General features: G+C 41.6%; 12 protein-coding genes and 2 pseudogenes. 6 read left to right on the top strand and 8 right to left on the bottom strand.

Annotated features, from left to right (window positions below; genetic code table 11):
* Window positions 1–106: 106 nt before the first annotated feature.
* From AACW06_RS17580 to AACW06_RS17565, 4 genes are all read right to left on the bottom strand, one after another.
* Window positions 107–376: a pyridoxal-phosphate dependent enzyme gene (locus tag AACW06_RS17580; protein WP_202884105.1), complete on the bottom strand. Its 270-nt coding sequence runs from the start codon at window positions 374–376 to the stop codon at window positions 107–109.
* Between the two features lie 179 nt (window positions 377–555).
* Window positions 556–936, bottom strand: coding sequence for a Rid family detoxifying hydrolase (locus AACW06_RS17575; RefSeq protein ID WP_202884104.1), 381 nt, complete (start codon window positions 934–936; stop codon window positions 556–558).
* 41 nt (window positions 937–977) lie between these two features.
* Window positions 978–2,414: a Na+/H+ antiporter NhaC family protein gene (locus tag AACW06_RS17570; protein ID WP_192076070.1), complete on the bottom strand. Its 1,437-nt coding sequence runs from the start codon at window positions 2,412–2,414 to the stop codon at window positions 978–980.
* Window positions 2,415–2,418: 4 nt separating this feature from the next.
* Window positions 2,419–3,570, bottom strand: a complete 1,152-nt coding sequence (locus AACW06_RS17565) for a trans-sulfuration enzyme family protein (protein WP_192076069.1) — start codon at window positions 3,568–3,570, stop codon at window positions 2,419–2,421.
* A 205-nt stretch (window positions 3,571–3,775) separates the two neighbouring features.
* Here AACW06_RS17565 and AACW06_RS17560 point away from each other — a divergent pair, with 205 nt between their 5' ends.
* Window positions 3,776–4,450: a helix-turn-helix transcriptional regulator gene (locus AACW06_RS17560; protein ID WP_192076068.1), complete on the top strand. Its 675-nt coding sequence runs from the start codon at window positions 3,776–3,778 to the stop codon at window positions 4,448–4,450.
* A 27-nt stretch (window positions 4,451–4,477) separates the two neighbouring features.
* On the opposite strand, the pseudogene AACW06_RS17555 reads toward AACW06_RS17560, so the two are convergent.
* Window positions 4,478–5,173 (bottom strand): annotated as a pseudogene (locus AACW06_RS17555) (IS1 family transposase).
* A gap of 67 nt (window positions 5,174–5,240) precedes the next feature.
* Between AACW06_RS17555 and AACW06_RS17550 the strand changes: the two are divergent.
* From AACW06_RS17550 to AACW06_RS17540, 3 genes and pseudogenes are all read left to right on the top strand, one after another.
* Window positions 5,241–5,503: pseudogene (locus AACW06_RS17550) on the top strand (helix-turn-helix domain-containing protein); the annotation flags it as partial.
* 131 nt (window positions 5,504–5,634) lie between these two features.
* Window positions 5,635–7,320, top strand: a complete 1,686-nt coding sequence (locus AACW06_RS17545; RefSeq protein WP_192076067.1) for an AMP-binding protein — start codon at window positions 5,635–5,637, stop codon at window positions 7,318–7,320.
* A gap of 165 nt (window positions 7,321–7,485) precedes the next feature.
* Window positions 7,486–7,698, top strand: a complete 213-nt coding sequence (locus tag AACW06_RS17540) for a VF530 family protein (RefSeq protein ID WP_192076066.1) — start codon at window positions 7,486–7,488, stop codon at window positions 7,696–7,698.
* 152 nt (window positions 7,699–7,850) lie between these two features.
* Here the strand turns inward: AACW06_RS17540 and fusA are convergent, their stop codons facing one another.
* Window positions 7,851–9,941 (bottom strand): elongation factor G, encoded by a 2,091-nt coding sequence (gene fusA, locus AACW06_RS17535; RefSeq protein WP_192076065.1) that lies wholly within the window; start codon window positions 9,939–9,941, stop codon window positions 7,851–7,853.
* 229 nt (window positions 9,942–10,170) lie between these two features.
* On the bottom strand, window positions 10,171–11,550 hold the full coding sequence (radA, locus tag AACW06_RS17530; RefSeq protein WP_053310826.1) for a DNA repair protein RadA: 1,380 nt from the start codon (window positions 11,548–11,550) through the stop codon (window positions 10,171–10,173).
* A 191-nt stretch (window positions 11,551–11,741) separates the two neighbouring features.
* On the opposite strand from radA, the gene AACW06_RS17525 reads away from it, so the two are divergent.
* The gene (locus AACW06_RS17525) at window positions 11,742–14,087 is read left to right on the top strand and encodes a PilZ domain-containing protein (RefSeq protein WP_192076064.1); all 2,346 of its coding nucleotides are present in this window, start codon (window positions 11,742–11,744) and stop codon (window positions 14,085–14,087) included.
* Between the two features lie 49 nt (window positions 14,088–14,136).
* On the opposite strand, the gene serB is transcribed toward AACW06_RS17525, so the two are convergent.
* Window positions 14,137–15,117, bottom strand: coding sequence for a phosphoserine phosphatase (gene serB / locus AACW06_RS17520; protein ID WP_192076063.1), 981 nt, complete (start codon window positions 15,115–15,117; stop codon window positions 14,137–14,139).
* A gap of 186 nt (window positions 15,118–15,303) precedes the next feature.
* Between serB and AACW06_RS17515 the strand changes: the two genes are divergently transcribed.
* The gene (locus AACW06_RS17515; RefSeq protein WP_071233057.1) at window positions 15,304–15,918 is read left to right on the top strand and encodes a YtjB family periplasmic protein; all 615 of its coding nucleotides are present in this window, start codon (window positions 15,304–15,306) and stop codon (window positions 15,916–15,918) included.
* Window positions 15,919–16,049: the final 131 nt, after the last annotated feature.

The following is a 16,049-nucleotide window of genomic DNA, read 5'->3' as shown; positions in this document are numbered from 1 at the left end:
TGCTCAAGCAATGTGATTGTGGTGCGCCAAGCCAAAAAGTGAAGTTGAAAAAAGCGGGATGGAACGATGATTATCGGGCTAGAGTCTTCTTTGGGTTATAAATCCATCAAAGTATGCTCCCGCCCTGCGCAGTTTGCCTTGCATGATTAGATTGATAGCCACCCACAGTAACAAGAGTGTCAGCGTTTTTCAGTTGAGCATCAGCAATAAGGTATTCTAACTTGCGAACCTTATTTCCACCACCGGCCAAACCTGTGCAGTCATCGCGTTTTATATATAGTTCGCAACCTAGATCATTTGATAATCGAGATAGAAATTCCAAAGGTGTTGGTGAGTGAGAAATTTGCACTCGAGGAATTAAGTTGAAATTTTTCATATTGATTCGACTCATTTAGTTACTTAATGTGGGACTAATTAGTTCAGTTAGTATACGTGCTGCAATTATCGGTATCTGCTTTGTAATTGTGTTCTTAAAATCACTTAGAGTATGCCTTGTTCATCTATTATATAAAAAAACCAGCGACATATGACGCTGGTTTTTAGAGATTATATTTTTTATTTACTTACGTCGACAGTGAACTCCATTTCGACTTGAGCTGAAAGAGGAAGTTTTGAAACTTCAACACATGCCCGAGCCGGTTTGTGATTTGAGAAGTAATGACTATATACTTCATTGATCTCAACAAAATCTGCCATGTTAGTGATGAAAATACCTACGCGAGCAACATCATTTAATGTGGCGCCAGCTTTTTCAATAATAGCTTTAGCATTTTCGATACATTGTTTTGCTTGCTCAGTAATATCTTCTGAGATGAATTTCATGGTATTAGGATCAATTGGCAACTGACCAGAGACGTATAGAGTGTTGTTAATGATGGCACCATGTGAGTATGGTCCAATGGCACTTGGTGCCTTTTCTGAGTTAATTAGTTTCATTATAGTTCCAAATGGTCTCATGTTTTAACTGAGGAAAGTGCTTAACCAAGCATGCTAAATCCACAAATGGTGAACAATACTGTAGCCACAAAACCAGTTGCAATAGCATATGGGAATTGAGTACGAATATGGTCGATGTGGTCATTCTTTGTGGCCATAGATGCAACAATGCCGGTATCGCTGATTGGTGAAGTCATGTCACCGAAAATAGCACCAGAAATGGCAGCACCAATCATCAATTGAGGATCAATACCTACTGAGGCACCGATTTGAATACCAATTGGGATCATGATAGAGAATGTTCCCCATGATGTACCCGTTGAAATTGCCATTATAACTGCGATCAAGAATACGAACGCTGCAGAGAAGCCTGATGGGATAATGCCATCGATGGCATTCGTAATGTACGCACCAGTATTTAAATCGCCAGAAACGTTACCCATTAGGAATGCAAGAGTCATAATTGCACCCAACGGGATCATTGTTGCGTAACCCTTGAAAAGGTGCTGGAAGAAGCTTTCAATATCAAGAAGTTTTAAACCAACAAAATAAACCAGTGAACAAGCAGTACCAAACATTACACCCCAAAATACCGAGGTAGAACCAGAGCCATTTGCGATATTGCCGTCACCTGTAATAAACAGACCAACTGGAACCATAAGAATTGTAGGAACCAAAGGAACTAAAAAGTTTAGAATGGATTCTTTACCTTGAGCGCTTTCAGATACTTCAACTTCTTCTTCAGATGTAATTGGGAAAGCACCATCGCGAAGTTCTTTACCAGTTGCAGCTCGTTCCTCTGATTCACCCATGGATCCCCATTTGAAACCAGAAAGCACGTAGAACAGAACAGATGCTAGAGATAACCACGCCATGAAGTTGTATACCATTGACCCTGCTAAAATACTAAATGGTTCGCCATCAACAAAACCTTTAGTAACTTGGACACCGATCACACCCATCATAGCAGCACCCCAACCGTTGATCATGATGCTTGAACAAACAGAGACGCAAGATGCTTGAATGACATACGCCATTTTTTCACGAGAAACACCGTAACGTTTTGCTAGTTCATTAGTTGATGTACCAGCGGCCATGATAGAAATTGATGATTCAATGAAAATTAGGCTGGTGATAAACATCGCTAACAGTTGAACGGCTTTTTTACTGTTGATGATATTTGCTTTTTCCGTTAAATAACGGACAAGGGCTTTGGTTCCCCCAGTAACTTGGATGAGGCGAATAAGTCCCCCAACCATGAAGCAGAATAAAATGGTGCGCGTAGAGCCAGCAGAGCCAAAAATATTGATAATGCCATCTAATGTATCTTTAACACCAACTATAGGATTAAAGTCGTTCATTACAGTGAAACCGACAAATACCCCTGCAAGTAAAGAAAGAATAACTTGGCGTGTCCAAATTGCTAAAATGATTGTCACTAAAGGTGTGATGATCGTCCATATTCCATAATCAGTCATTTGATTATTCCTCTAAGGCTTGTTGTAAGTCATTAATTAGGTCGTCGGCATCTTCTATACCAATAGAAAGACGTAGGGTTTCAAAGTAAATTCCCATTGCTTCTCTTTCTTCTTTAGGTACAGAACCGTGAGACATAGAAGCGGTATGGTTGACCATACTTTCAACGCCTCCCAAAGATTCGGCCAAAACAAAGTAGCGAAGTTTGCCAATGAATTGGCGTACTTCTTTTTCGCCCCCAGCTAAACGAATTGTGACTACCGCACCACCCGTTTTCATTTGGCGTTGACATAACTCGTGTTGTGGGTGAGATTCTAATCCTGGATAGTGAACCTCAATCACCTTGTCATGAGTTTCTAAATACTGCGCAACTTTCAATGCATTAGCGCAATGACGTTCCATTCGAACATCAAGAGTTTTTAAACCACGTAGTGATAAATATGAATCGAAAGGTGAGGCGATAGCACCTACCGTTGTTTTTAGAGCATTGAGTTGAGTTGCAATTTCTTGATTATTCGTGATCAATGCACCTCCGATTACATCAGAGTGGCCACCGATATATTTACTTGCAGACAACATTATTATGTCCGCACCTAACTCAAATGGACGCTGGTTCCATGCAGTAGAAAACGTATTGTCAACACAAGTAGTAATACCTTTATCTTTGGCGAAGTTACATACTGCTTGAATATCGACAAGTTCTAACAATGGATTAGTAGGGGTTTCAATCCAAATAAGAGCGGTCTTATCTGTGATTGCAGCTTCTACTGCATCTAGGTCATTGAGATTGACGTAGCTAAATTCGAGGCCAGAAGTACGTGTGCGTAAGCTTTCGAATAGGCGGTAAGTACCACCATATACGCTCGACATAACGATCACATGCGCGTCTTTAGATAACAATTCTAGTGCTAAAGCTGTTGCTGCCATACCAGAAGCAGTCGCTGTTGCGTAAATACCACCTTCCAACTCCGCTAGTGCTGTTTCGTAAGCATTACGTGTTGGATTACCACAGCGTGAGTAAAAGAACTCACCACTTTCCCCCAAATTGGGTTGAATGAAACTACTCGCAGTTACAATTGGTGGAAAGATTGCGTTATTGCCTTTATCTGTTTGATTGCCGCCATGGATGGCAATCGTAGCTATTTTACTGCTGTTCATAGGGAGTAATTCCTAGGTTATTATTGACGGAAAGGATAATAAGATAAAATGAAAATCCCATTTGTGACCAAGTTCAATTAAATTTAACTAAGTATAATTAATGTTTATTTTGTAGTCTGAGATTATACTTTTTAGTGATATATTTAACTTTGTTGAATGGGATTATACTTAATGGTAGAATTTCAAGGCATTAAGGAGGAGTTTAATGAGAGAACGATATTGCGTATTTACTGAGCGGGATCATAAGCAGTTGGAGAGTTATATCCCTATTATGGAGTGTTTGGGATCAATGTTTGGCGATTACTGTGAAGTCGTACTCCATAGCTTTGAAGACCTAAATTCATCTATTATTCATATTGTTAATGGTCAGGTTACGGGACGAGAAATTGGTGCACCAGTGACAAATGTCGCATTGGAAAAGATATCCAGATTCACAGAAAACGATGAAAAGTGGGATGTCTACCATACAGGTGAAGGCGATATTAGCTCTCGCAAATCAGCTTCAGTTTTACTGACTAATGATGATCAGCAACCAATTGGTATGCTATGTATTAATTACTCTCTAGATATTCCTTTGTATGAGTTTATGAATGCAATGCTCAACACGCGCTCTGGGCATAAGCAAGAAAATTTTACTAATGATGTCAATGGGTTAGTCCTAAGCCATTTAAAACCTATCAAGTCAGCTGTTCACTCAAACAATAATATCCCAAGCAAGAATAAAGTATTTGCAATAGTAAAGCGTTTATATGAAGAAGGAATGTTTGATTTACCAATTACTATCAAGTTGGTTAGTCAAGAACTGAGTATTAGTTCTGCTACAATTTATAAGCATTTGAGGGTAATCAAGAGAAATGATCTCCAATGGTTGGATACATAATTTGGGTCGCGACTCCAATCGGTTGATTCAAAGATAGAATTCTCGTTCAATGAATGTTCCGATCACCTTATCGTGCATCTTCTCTGATTTGGAAAAACTAATTGTTCTACGTACTAAACGTTTTAATCTGGAACGCTGGATTAGATTGGTTCGCTCAATTCGTTGAGTGAACCTTTTGCCCACAACATGCCTTTCCCTTGGTAATTCTTTTGTGTAAACGCTGAAGTCATCGGTAAAAAAAAGCTGATATCAAACGGCTTGAGCAAAGCGAGCAACGAGCGCAGAGCATCCGTATTACAGCCACCAAATGCATGAGCAATGATGCGCTTATAGCGAGACTCCCAAGCATACCAAAGCCAGCGGCGATTTTTCTTTTTACCTACGAATGGCCATTGCTCATCAACTTCACAGATTAGAGAGATATTTGCTTTATCGAAGGGTATAGAGATCACTTGCCTTGGCGAGAGTTTTTTAAAGTGCGTAGCACGGTGTTATAGCCAACTTTTAAGACACGGCTTGTTTCTCTAACACCAGAGCTATTCATTGCCATATCAATAATTTGTTCTTTGACATTAGGCTTATATGCCTCGTAAGCGTAATCAAGCTGAAAGGAACGCTTACATTCTATGCAACGAAATCGCTGAAAGCCCGTTACTCCTTGCCGTGTTTACGTACATGTTCAGTTTGGTTACAAAATCGACATTGAACTTGAATGGTAGCCATGATTTCTTGTTTGAGGATGAAAGGTTACCTTTTTAACACAAGTTCTCCATGCTGGAGTCACGCCCCAAAAGACATTGCTGATCATTGTCACTATTCAGTCACTTATTTTTCAAAAATATTTCACAAATATACGGGAAGAAATTTTATTGATTATCTAACTTTTAAAAGAATTGCTAATGCAAAACGTTTATTGATCAGTGAGCCTAACTGTAAAATTGAATATATTGCTTACTAATGTGGCTACAAAGATGTGTCCTATTTTTCACGAATGTTTAAGAAAAAACAGGGGTTAGCCCAGGTGTGTTTCGACAAACACATTCATTTCATTAAATTTTACCTTGGTCAAAATTCCGACAAACAAAGAGAAAATCTCCTTTCACTCAATCATTTCAGCATGATAGAGTTAACAAGAAATTAACATAACAACAATAATGATTTTGCCAATAACATGGAGTTAGAGAATGATTCAGCCTAACGAGTTAAGCAAACAAACCTGCTCTCTCCCACCACCCAATGAGATGATCTTAAAATGGGCACAGGAACGCCCAAATCAGGTTTATCTAAAACAAATAATCAACCGGAAATTTTTTGAATACACCTATGCCGAAGTGGCCGACAAAGCCCTTAAGCTGGTGTCTGCACTACAAGAACTAGGGGCCAAGCCGCAAGATAAAATCGCCTTAATTTCAAAAAACTGCGCCGAATGGTTTATTTGTGATTTGGCGATGATGCTCGGTGACTTTATCAGCGTTCCTATCTTCCCAACCGCTGGGGCCGATACCATCGAGTATTGTATCACACACAGTGAAAGTAAAATTTTGCTCGCGGGAAAGCTTGATGATGCCAAGGCGACAAGTCAGGTTTTACAAGACATGCCTGATCTCATCAGCATCGCTTTGCCCTACGATTCTGCGCCAAAGTGCAAATATCAATTCACTTCACTCATGGAACAGCATCAACCAAGTCAATTACGACCTCAACATTACGACAACAAGCTGATGTCGATAGTCTATACCTCTGGAACTTCTGGTTTACCAAAAGGCGCTATGCTGACATATGGTGCCTTTTGTTGGTCAGCCCAACAATTGATTAATCACATTGGTATCCAAGAGGATGATCGCCTTTTTTCTTATTTACCATTGGCACACATTACTGAACGGGTTTATATCTTTGGGTCATCAATTATGGGCGGGGTTCCAACTGCGTTTCCAGAGTCATTGGATACCTTTATTGAAGATGTAAAAATGCAGCGCCCTACTCTGTTTATTTCAGTGCCTCGTTTATGGACACTGTTCCAACAACGCATTCAAGATAAGCTGCCCCAGAAAAAGCTCAATTTTCTGCTTAAAATTCCTTTTGTGAACTCACTAATCAAAAAGAAATTAGCCGAGGGCTTAGGATTAAATCATGCACGTGTTTTAGGCTGCGGTAGTGCTCCGGTATCGCCATCACTGTTAGAGTGGTACCACAGTATTGGATTAAATATTACCGAAGCGTGGGGGATGACAGAGTCATTTGCCTATAGCACCCTCAACTACCCATTTAGAGCCGATAAAATTGGTTCCGTTGGGCAAGCAGGCCCAGGTATTGAACTGAAGATTGCCAGTGACAATGAAATCATGGTTCGTGGTAACGGCTTATTTTCTGGTTACTACAAAAATGACATTGCAACCCAAGAGTCATTTGATAAAGAAGGTTGGCTACACACTGGGGATATTGGCTTTATTGATGCAGAAGGTTATCTAACCATTCAGGGTCGTAAAAAAGACACCTTCAAAACCGCCAAAGGTAAGTTTGTTGCCCCTGTCCCAATTGAAAATAAGTTATTTGAATACAGTCGAGTTGAAATGATGTGCTTGATAGGTTTAGGGCTTCCCGCACCTATCTTACTTGCCGTCCCACATAATTTCCCTCATTTCGATCGCGCTCGATATGAGCGAACCACGAAGAAAGTCATTACACGCATGAATTCAGAACTGGAATCTCATGAGCAAATTAAAGGTGTCCTGATGATCAAAGATCCATGGTCGATAGAAAACGGCGTCCTTACACCAACATTAAAAATCAAACGTCATGTATTGGAACAAAAATATCATGAGATTGGTCATAACTGGCCGAAAGGTCAACTTATTGTGTGGGAAGAATAACCATATCTAACAGGTTACAAGTAAAGGCTAATAATTTTATTAGCCTTTTTTCTCTGCTTATTTTAAAGCGTATTTACTCGTTTTTCGGTTCGAGACGCTTTTCTACTCTAGATAGCATAACCTTGGCTGTTATACTGAGAAAAAATCAAACAGAAAAGATATCCCATGACACAAACCAACAATCTGCTACACGGTATTACTTTGGAAAAGCTACTGACAGAACTGGTTGAACATTACGGTTGGGAAGAGCTCAGCTATATGGTCAACATCAACTGTTTTAAAAAAGACCCTAGCATTAAGTCTAGCCTTAAGTTCTTACGGAAAACGGAATGGGCACGCGTTAAAGTAGAAGAGATTTATGTCAATCTAAAAAACTAAGCAAACTAGGTTGCCTCGTTACTTACTACGATTGGTATCAATTCAAAAACGTCATTCGTTTTTATTTACATCAGCACTAATCACTATTACAAAAAATAAACCCCCGCAAGCTTTCGCTTGCGGGGGTTTTACGTATTAGCTTATTTAAAGAATTACTTCTTCTCAGCTTCTTTACGTGCTTTCACTTCAGCAATTACTTGCTCAGAAACGTTAGCAGGACATGGAGAGTAGTGTGAGAACTCCATAGAGAACTGACCACGACCTGATGTCATAGTACGTAGTGTACCGATGTAGCCAAACATTTCTGATAGTGGTACGTCAGCTTTAACGCGAACGCCAGTTACACCAGCTTCTTGGTCTTTGATCATACCACGGCGACGGTTAAGGTCACCGATAACATCACCAACGTGATCGTCTGGAGTGAACACGTCAACTTTCATGATAGGCTCAAGAAGTTGTGCACCTGCTTTAGGCATAGATTGGCGGAATGCGCCTTTCGCTGCGATTTCAAATGCGATAGCTGATGAGTCAACTGCGTGGAAACCACCGTCGAACAGTTCAACTTCAACGTCAAGAACTGGGAAGCCAGCTAGAACACCTTCGTTCATCATTGACTTGAAGCCTTTCTCAACTGCAGGCCAGAATTCTTTAGGTACGTTACCACCAACAACTGTTGATTTGAACGTAAAGCCAGTGTTCACTTCACCAGGTTTGATACGGTAGTCGATCTTACCGAATTGACCAGAACCACCAGACTGTTTCTTATGCGTGTAGCTATCTTCAACTGCTTGAGTGATAGTTTCACGGTAAGCTACTTGTGGCTTACCTACAATTAGGTCAACGCCGTAAGTACGCTTCAAGATATCTACTTTGATGTCTAGGTGAAGTTCGCCCATACCTTTAAGGATGGTTTCGCCTGAATCTTCGTCAGTTTCAACTTGGAACGTTGGATCTTCTGCAACCATTTTACCGATCGCGATACCCATTTTCTCAGAACCGCCTTTATCTTTAGGCTGTACTGCGATAGAGATTACAGGTGCAGGGAACACCATAGGCTCTAGAGTAACTTCGTCTTTTGGATCACATAGCGTGTGACCAGTTTGAACGTTTTTCATGCCCACGATAGCGATGATGTCACCCGCTTGTGCAGAAGTCAGTTCATTACGATCATTCGCTTGCATCTCAACCATACGACCAACACGTTCTGTTTTACCAGTGAACGAGTTAAGGATGGTGTCACCTTTGTTCAGTTTACCTGAGTAAATACGAACGAAAGTTAGGGCGCCGAAACGGTCGTCCATGATCTTAAATGCTAGTGCTTTGAAAGTTTCATCAGCAGAAACGATAGCGTGACGGCCAGTTTCGTTGCCTTCTTCATCCATCAAAGGTTGTGGATCAACTTCTGTTGGAGCTGGTAGGTAATCAACCACAGCATCAAGTACTAGTTGCATACCTTTATTCTTAAATGCCGAACCACAGAATGTTGGGAAGAATGCTAGATCACGAGTACCTTTACGGATACAACGTTTGATATCTTCGATAGAAGGCTCTTCACCTTCCATGTAAGCTTCCATTAGATCGTCGTCTTGCTCTACAGCAGTTTCAACCATCTCTTCACGGTAAGCTTCAACATCATCAACCATATCCGCTGGGATATCTTGAATTGTGTAGTTTTCAGGAAGACCTGTTTCATCCCAAACGTAAGCTTGACGAGTTAGGATATCAACCACACCGATGAAGTTGTCTTCGATACCGATTGGTAGAGTCATCACTAGTGGACGAGCGCCAAGAACCTTTTTAACTTGCTCAACAACGCGGTAGAAGTCTGCACCCATACGGTCTAGTTTGTTAACGAAGATCAGACGAGATACTTCTGAATCGTTCGCGTAACGCCAGTTAGTTTCAGACTGAGGTTCAACACCGCCTGAACCACAGAATACACCGATACCGCCATCAAGCACTTTAAGAGAACGATAAACTTCAACAGTGAAGTCAACGTGTCCCGGGGTGTCGATAACGTTGAAACGGTGGCCTTTCCAGAAACAACTTACAGCTGCTGACTGGATTGTAATACCGCGCTCAGCTTCCTGTTCCATGAAGTCAGTGGTCGATTCGCCATCATGTACTTCACCAGTTTTGTGGATTTGACCAGTTAGCTTAAGGATACGCTCAGTGGTAGTTGTTTTACCCGCATCAACGTGCGCGAAAATACCAATGTTTCTGTATTTCGATAAATCTGCCATTGTCTTACTCTGTTAATAGGATATAAATTGCGCGCAGAGTATACCACAATCTGTCAAGACTGATAGCTCTGCGTGCTCTAGAAGAAAAAAAACTTGTCTATGTTACTGCATGCCAAAATCAAACGATATCAATTTATTTGATTTACGTAATTTCAGCGTATTTCCCTACCTAAGAAGGATAGCTAAATTCACATCATTTGCTGTATTTTAAACGAAAGCTCATACGAAATTACAACTCATCAAACGCTTCTATCGCTTCTGACAATTTTTTTACTCCGTGTATTTGCATGCCAGCAATACCACCTTTAGGCATGTTTGCTATTGGCACCACTGCTCTTTTAAAACCATGTTTAAATGCTTCGTTGAGCCGCTCTTGACCACTCGGCACTGGGCGAATCTCGCCAGCTAGCCCAACCTCACCAAATACAACCACGTCTTTAGGTAGCGGTTTATCGCGAAAACTAGAAAGCAGGGCCATTAATAGTGCTAAATCAGCACTGGTTTCCGTTACTTTCACCCCACCAACCACATTCACAAATACATCTTGGTCTGCCATTTGTAAACCGCCATGCTTATGCAGCACTGCAAGCAATAATGACAAACGGTTTTGCTCCAAACCAACCGCGACTCGTCTTGGATTAGCAAGTTGGGAGTAATCGACCAGTGCTTGGATTTCAACCAGTAATGGGCGAGTTCCTTCCCAAACTACCATCACAGAACTGCCTGATGTATCTTCTTCACCACGTGATAGGAAAATGGCAGAGGGGTTACTTACTTCACGCAGACCTTGGCCAGTCATCGCAAACACACCAAGCTCATTAACCGCTCCAAATCGATTTTTATGACTGCGTAAGGTTCGAAAACGACTATCGGTTCCACCATCAAGTAATACCGAGCAATCAATAATGTGTTCCAAAACTTTAGGTCCTGCTAACGTTCCATCTTTGGTTACGTGTCCGACTAAAAACACCGCCACATTATTTTGCTTAGCGTAACGAGTCAGTGCGGTTGCTGATTCTCTGACTTGAGCAACCGTACCCGGAGATGATTGAACATCAGCGACATGCATAACCTGAATAGAATCTATCACCATAATTCGAGGTTGCTCTTTTTCTGCTATCTGGCAAATACGGTCAACGTTAGTTTCAGACAACATTTTCAGATTATCTTTGGGTAGCCCCAGTCTAGACGCGCGCATCGCAACTTGCTGTAACGACTCTTCACCAGTCACATATAAAGTTGGCATTGAAGCAGAAAGCTGACACATAGTTTGCAGCAATAAAGTTGATTTACCTGCTCCTGGATTACCACCAATCAGTATCGCAGCACCTGGAACGACACCACCACCCAATACGCGATCAAGCTCTTTAAAGCCGCTAGAGAATCGAGGTACTTCCTGTAAGTTTATGTCAGAAAGCACTTGTACTTGCGATTCAGACACCGCACCGGCATAACCACTTAAACGCTCATTACGCGCAACTTGGGGAGATGCTGCCAAACGAACCTCAGAAATAGTGTTCCAAGCACCACATGCGCCACATTGACCTTGCCAACGCGGGAAATCGGCGCCGCAATCATTACAAACATATGCGCGTTTTACTTTTGCCATGAGCCCTCAACCATTCTGATTTATTGCCGTTCATTTATAATCAATTGGCTCAAATAGTAAGCCAATAAAATATATTGCAGTGATGCAGGTTAATTTCTGTTTAAATAAGGGTTGAACCTTCGCTACAGATAACTAAAGATTATAATAACTGTGCCGATTAACCTATGAGAGCAACACTTTAGCAGAAAAGTATGCAGCAATCTGAAATTCTATCAATCGCCGAGCGTTTGATTCCGGCTTATGGATCCACCGATTTTGAATACCTTTTGTCGCAAATGACAGAAGATGAACCGCCGTCGGTCAAATTATTGGTGAAGATGGAACTCAACCGCCTTATGGCTCCTTGTGTTAGAAGTATCGACTTACGAGGGCGAGTGCAGGGCGAGTGCCGAGAATACTTATTAGATGGTCGTAAGCATTGGTTAGATGATGTTGCATTCAATGCCTATCATAAGAGCATAAAAAAATTTGGTTCTTATACCGATGGTGTATGGGAAGCGTTAAATAATACTCGTAATAACTTTCGAGTCATGCAGCAGCGCGGCACCAACAATCCACAAAAATCAACCAATGCGAATTCCCTCTTTGAAGCAGAACCCGTCAAACTGGGCTACGACCTCAAACGTCAAGAAAATCGCTTAAGGGTGACATCTCAAGTTGAAATCCACTTACAAAATAAGCAGCTAGTGAATGGCTTAAGTGTTGATCTCTCAGTTTCAGGTGCAAAATTCAAAGTTCCGGCTGCATTCGACTACAAATTGGGCGAAGTTATTAAGGTTCATTTTTCGGAGCTTAATAAATCGTCTGAAGTGGTTGGCCTGCACAATACCATTGAATATCGCATCCTTGGGATTGAAGAGTCCTACGATAACGATGCGGTTAAGTTTTTACGAACCTTGAAGCTTTCTGACACCAATGTCATCGAAAAAGTTATCAACGAAGCACTTCAAAATAATTCGCAAAAAGCGCGTCATGATAACCAAGACAAGTTAATTAGAGCTCGCACCCGTGGTTACGAACATACTTACCTTAAACATACTTGTAACCTACCCGTCTTTTTTAGCGGTGATGAACTAAAACTCGTATTGCTGACAGAGAATAATCAACCAATCTGGCAATATTGGCATGATGAGCGTAACCAACAGACTCTCGGTTCTTTATTTAAAAAAGAGCGCATGCAGCAACTGACCAAACCAGGGATTCGCGGTAGTAATAACGTGATGTATTCATTTAAGCATGAGCATCAAGGTAAGACACTGTTCTTCTCAATGATGATGCCAGAAGCAAGTCGTGAACAACGTAAAATGTTCTGGCATGTCGGAGCTCGTCGCGACAGCTGGAAAGCATTTCGTTTATTCGTCTTTGAGCTTTCAGATGAAGAACGCAAAGAACTCGCTAATCATGCCAGTGAACTCTCTGATCGCTCCAGTGAACTGACCCACTGCGGGATATTGCAAGAAATTGGTGATGAACAGTCCGCCAAAGATTATCTACTGATCGACAAGCCTAAGTTAGCGAATAGTGAACTCAATGCGTTCAGACACTCAAGAAAAATCATTGGTGAGCCAACTGGTATTTATTTCGATGCTCGCTCGCGTAGAAAAGAACCCCGCTATAGTCTCAAATCACCTATCACCATATCAAGCAAAGGGGATGCTACGGCTGAAGGTTATACTGTCGACTTATCAAAGCGAGGGCTAAGCTTAATTGTAGACACGCCGCTAGCAGTGAAGGCAGGAGATACAGTCAGCGTCAATTTCCGCGAGCTGCAACTCTATAATAAAAAATTACCACTCAATCGTGTTCCTTACAGCGTAGTGCGTATTGGTCCTGAAGGCCGTCGTTTGCAATTGATGATCGAAGACAATACTCAAACAACCAAAACGATCGTTTTTTTCAATAGTCTTATTGAAAATAATCAAGACAAACTACCAGCCAAAGAAGAAGTTTTGCCAAGCCACCAGCTTTTGGAAGGGCTACACAATATTTTATTAGATAAGATGATCAGCACCCCGATATTTATTGATAAACATGGGGTAAACCTTAGACCGAAAGTAATCGGCGTTAACTACCCGCTTCCCCCGCATTTGGTATTGCTTGCTAAACTTGGACAAGAGCATCGAATCTCATTGGAGCCAATTTTTAAAAATCACACCAATACATTGCTAGCCAAACCTATGAAGCGTATCGAGGGTGCAACACCTCAGTATAATGAAGTGTATATCGCGGCGATCAAATTTGGCGGACGCCTTCAATCAATCCAATCTAAGCTGTTGAGTGATTTTGAAAGTACCAAAGAACGCATTGCTTTCATTCAAAAAGCGCAGCTGATGGGGGAAATCTACGTGTTGCGTATTTGCAGTGCACCAGTATTTGACCCCATAACAACACTACTACGCAGTGATCTTAATGAGCTTGCACAAATCAGCATTCACCATGCCCGAGCTTTAGAAAAGGAGATTACTGCCATTGTCGGATATGGGGAACTTGTTGATATTACTGATGAAATATTAATTCGTTTAGAACTAACGCTTTAAAAAGAGCGCTGTTTTCTGCGCTCTTTTCATCATTAGTGACGGCAACAGACTAAGGCTTCGCTTGCCAACTGATTTTTTGTTTTTTGACCAGTTCAGCAGAAAGAATACACAACACGCCCCCCAAACCAGCATAACGCACTGCGCTTTGCGCTTGTGCTTCTACTTTCGGTTTTGCATGATAAGCCACCCCCAACCCAGCGGCTGACATCATTATTAAGTCATTGGCACCATCACCGATTGCCACTGTATTGTGCACTTCAATATCATATTTTTCGGCGAGTTCATGCAATATATCAGCCTTGGTTTGAGCAGAGACAACATCGCCTAACACCTTGCCCGTTAGCTTGCCGTCTATAATTTCAAGCGTATTTGATTGCGCATGATCGAGCTGTAAAACCTCTTTTAAATAGTCCGAGAAATAGGTAAAACCGCCCGATGCTATCGCCGTTTTCCAGCCCAATGCATTTAAAGTGGCAACAAATTCTTTGAGATCTGGCATGTAAGGCAATGTGGTGCGTACACTTTCAAGAATCGATTCATCCGCTCCGGCGAGCTTAGCTACCCGCTGTCGAAGGCTTTGCTCAAAATCTAACTCCCCCTGCATCGCTCGCTCTGTCACTTCAGCAACCTCGTCTCCAACCCCGGCTAACTTGGCAATCTCATCAATACATTCAATTTGAATAGCCGTTGAATCCATATCCATCACAATAAGACCCGGTTTCGATAAGTCAGGCACTTCATTTAAGCGCGCATAATCAATTTCAAGACCTTGTAAAACCTTTTCATGTTCACTAGTGAACTTCCCCGCCATTAACGCGACCTCGTAGTGACCGACTTTCCACATATCAAGCACCGGATTATAATATCCGGTAAAGAAGTCAATATCATCAAAGCATTGGGTTGATAAATACGGTGCGAAAATAATCCAGCTCGCTTTAGACTTATCGAATTGAGAAGAGAAACGAGTCTCAGGTAAACGGTTAAGTAGTGTGGTATGCCTTTTAATTGGCAAGGTTTTTAGCGCATCCATGTTTATCATTCCTTAGTTAATGCTTTCAGCCTCAATGAACAAGGTGTCATCAAAAAAATTGATCGCCACTTTATTTTATTTCGAGTATCTCTCATCAGGCTCTATTAGCAAGACGTTACCCTATTGCAATTTAAAAACGCAAGTATCAATATGGGTAAAGTTTCAATTAATTCCGTTAGGTTGATTATGGATGGCTCATTATTTTCATTTCGTGTCGCAATCCGCGTGATTACGGTTGTTTTCTTAGCCGGGATGTTTTTCTTTACCGTACAAAATAGTGTCGTGATCAGCAAAGGAAATGAACGAATTCAAGCCAACCAGCTAGAGACGCTCACTAATGTGCTCATTTCACAAGCCTCGCTATCAGCAGGTAACATGATTGCCGAACAAGACCAAGAGCGCTTACTTGCATTAACCAACCAGTTGGCGCAAGACAGCTTAGTGTTTGATGCCACCATTTATGATGCAGAAGGTATCAAGCTCGCAGCCAGCGAAAGTGCGCTAAGCGTTAGGGAAGTGTTAGGGTTAGATACACCGCTGGAAACCGCTCGCATCGGCCGTCAGCAACTTGTAGAGCCCGTTTACCACGACGGTAGCATTATTGGTTTTGTCCGTATAACCTTTGAAACTGGCAAGGTTACTGCTATTTCGGACCACCACTACAGAAAAAGCGATCGCTATATGTATCTGATGCTGCTAACCAGTTTTGTCAGCGGAGTGTTACTTACGTTAGTACTACGCCGTAAACCGAAAAATAAAGGCGAAAACCTGTTACTACAAAATGTTGATGATCTCTCTTAACCATCGTATCCGCCCCACGATCCCACGGAGCGTTTTAGTGTGAGAAGTTCCAAGGAAGAAGTGAGTTGATATCAGGCTCTGGCTTTGCCAGTTCCCTCATACATTTGGCCATGTAATCGTAGAGTATCAGT

Source organism: Vibrio sp. S12_S33 (assembly GCF_963889785.1).
GTDB classification, from domain to species: domain Bacteria; phylum Pseudomonadota; class Gammaproteobacteria; order Enterobacterales; family Vibrionaceae; genus Vibrio; species Vibrio aestuarianus.
The sequence above is the reverse complement of the archived record's forward strand: the minus strand, read 5'-3'. Positions and strand labels throughout refer to the sequence as shown.